This is a genomic window from Citrobacter sp. HN-141, assembly GCF_033341895.1.
Classification (GTDB): domain Bacteria; phylum Pseudomonadota; class Gammaproteobacteria; order Enterobacterales; family Enterobacteriaceae; genus Citrobacter.
Map to the genome: position 1 here is coordinate 1 of NZ_JAWPBF010000046.1, position 2,941 is coordinate 2,941.

At 52.0% G+C, this 2,941-nt stretch carries 1 rRNA gene; it reads left to right on the top strand.

Features of this window, described 5'->3' with window-relative positions:
• Positions 1 to 146 precede the first annotated feature (146 nt).
• Positions 147 to 2,941: ribosomal RNA gene (locus RYZ59_RS24460) — 23S ribosomal RNA — on the top strand; the annotation flags it as partial.

Below are 2,941 nucleotides of genomic sequence, written 5' to 3' on the forward strand. Positions count from 1 at the left end.
TTTGCTCTTTAAAAATCTGGATCAAGCTGAAAATTGAAACGACACACTGTTTCATTTCTCCGTAATAAGAAATGAAAAATGGTGTGTTCGAGTCTCTCAAATTTTCGCAACACGATGGTGTTTTACGAAACATCTTCGGGTTGTGAGGTTAAGCGACTAAGCGTACACGGTGGATGCCCTGGCAGTCAGAGGCGATGAAGGACGTGCTAATCTGCGATAAGCGTCGGTAAGGTGATATGAACCGTTATAACCGGCGATTTCCGAATGGGGAAACCCAGTGTGTTTCGACACACTATCATTACGTGAATACATAGCGTAATGAAGCGAACCGGGGGAACTGAAACATCTAAGTACCCCGAGGAAAAGAAATCAACCGAGATTCCCCCAGTAGCGGCGAGCGAACGGGGAGCAGCCCAGAGTCTGAATCAGCATGTGTGGTAGTGGAACGGTCTGGAAAGTCCGGCGATACAGGGTGACAGCCCCGTACACAAAATCGCATGTGTTGTGAACTCGAAGAGTAGGGCGGGACACGTGGTATCCTGTCTGAATATGGGGGGACCATCCTCCAAGGCTAAATACTCCTGACTGACCGATAGTGAACCAGTACCGTGAGGGAAAGGCGAAAAGAACCCCGGCGAGGGGAGTGAAAAAGAACCTGAAACCGTGTACGTACAAGCAGTGGGAGCCTCTTTATGGGGTGACTGCGTACCTTTTGTATAATGGGTCAGCGACTTATATTCTGTAGCAAGGTTAACCGAATAGGGGAGCCGAAGGGAAACCGAGTCTTAACTGGGCGTTAAGTTGCAGGGTATAGACCCGAAACCCGGTGATCTAGCCATGGGCAGGTTGAAGGTTGGGTAACACTAACTGGAGGACCGAACCGACTAATGTTGAAAAATTAGCGGATGACTTGTGGCTGGGGGTGAAAGGCCAATCAAACCGGGAGATAGCTGGTTCTCCCCGAAAGCTATTTAGGTAGCGCCTCGTGAATTCATCTTCGGGGGTAGAGCACTGTTTCGGCTAGGGGGTCATCCCGACTTACCAACCCGATGCAAACTGCGAATACCGAAGAATGTTATCACGGGAGACACACGGCGGGTGCTAACGTCCGTCGTGAAGAGGGAAACAACCCAGACCGCCAGCTAAGGTCCCAAAGTCACAGTTAAGTGGGAAACGATGTGGGAAGGCACAGACAGCCAGGATGTTGGCTTAGAAGCAGCCATCATTTAAAGAAAGCGTAATAGCTCACTGGTCGAGTCGGCCTGCGCGGAAGATGTAACGGGGCTAAACTGTGCACCGAAGCTGCGGCAGCGACACAATGTGTTGTTGGGTAGGGGAGCGTTCTGTAAGCCGTTGAAGGTGTCCTGTGAGGGGTGCTGGAGGTATCAGAAGTGCGAATGCTGACATAAGTAACGATAATGCGGGTGAAAAACCCGCACGCCGGAAGACCAAGGGTTCCTGTCCAACGTTAATCGGGGCAGGGTGAGTCGACCCCTAAGGCGAGGCCGAAAGGCGTAGTCGATGGGAAACAGGTTAATATTCCTGTACTTGGTGTTACTGCGAAGGGGGGACGGAGAAGGCTATGTTAGCCGGGCGACGGTTGTCCCGGTTTAAGCATGTAGGCGGGAAGTTTAGGTAAATCCGGACTTCTTTTAACGCTGAGGTGTGATGACGAGGCACTACGGTGCTGAAGTAACAAATGCCCTGCTTCCAGGAAAAGCCTCTAAGCATCAGGTAACACGAAATCGTACCCCAAACCGACACAGGTGGTCAGGTAGAGAATACCAAGGCGCTTGAGAGAACTCGGGTGAAGGAACTAGGCAAAATGGTGCCGTAACTTCGGGAGAAGGCACGCTGATGGTAGGTGAAGCGACTTGCTCGTGGAGCTGAAATCAGTCGAAGATACCAGCTGGCTGCAACTGTTTATTAAAAACACAGCACTGTGCAAACACGAAAGTGGACGTATACGGTGTGACGCCTGCCCGGTGCCGGAAGGTTAATTGATGGGGTTATCCGTAAGGAGAAGCTCTTGATCGAAGCCCCGGTAAACGGCGGCCGTAACTATAACGGTCCTAAGGTAGCGAAATTCCTTGTCGGGTAAGTTCCGACCTGCACGAATGGCGTAATGATGGCCAGGCTGTCTCCACCCGAGACTCAGTGAAATTGAACTCGCTGTGAAGATGCAGTGTACCCGCGGCAAGACGGAAAGACCCCGTGAACCTTTACTATAGCTTGACACTGAACACTGGTCCTTGATGTGTAGGATAGGTGGGAGGCTTTGAAGTGTGGACGCCAGTCTGCATGGAGCCGACCTTGAAATACCACCCTTTAATGGCTGGTGTTCTAACGTAGACCCGTGATCCGGGTTGCGGACAGTGTCTGGTGGGTAGTTTGACTGGGGCGGTCTCCTCCTAAAGAGTAACGGAGGAGCACGAAGGTTAGCTAATCCTGGTCGGACATCAGGAGGTTAGTGCAAAGGCATAAGCTAGCTTGACTGCGAGAGTGACGGCTCGAGCAGGTGCGAAAGCAGGTCTTAGTGATCCGGTGGTTCTGAATGGAAGGGCCATCGCTCAACGGATAAAAGGTACTCCGGGGATAACAGGCTGATACCGCCCAAGAGTTCATATCGACGGCGGTGTTTGGCACCTCGATGTCGGCTCATCACATCCTGGGGCTGAAGTAGGTCCCAAGGGTATGGCTGTTCGCCATTTAAAGTGGTACGCGAGCTGGGTTTAGAACGTCGTGAGACAGTTCGGTCCCTATCTGCCGTGGGCGCTGGAGAATTGAGGGGGGCTGCTCCTAGTACGAGAGGACCGGAGTGGACGCATCACTGGTGTTCGGGTTGTCATGCCAATGGCATTGCCCGGTAGCTAAATGCGGAAGAGATAAGTGCTGAAAGCATCTAAGCACGAAACTTGCCCCGAGATGAGTTCTCCCTGAG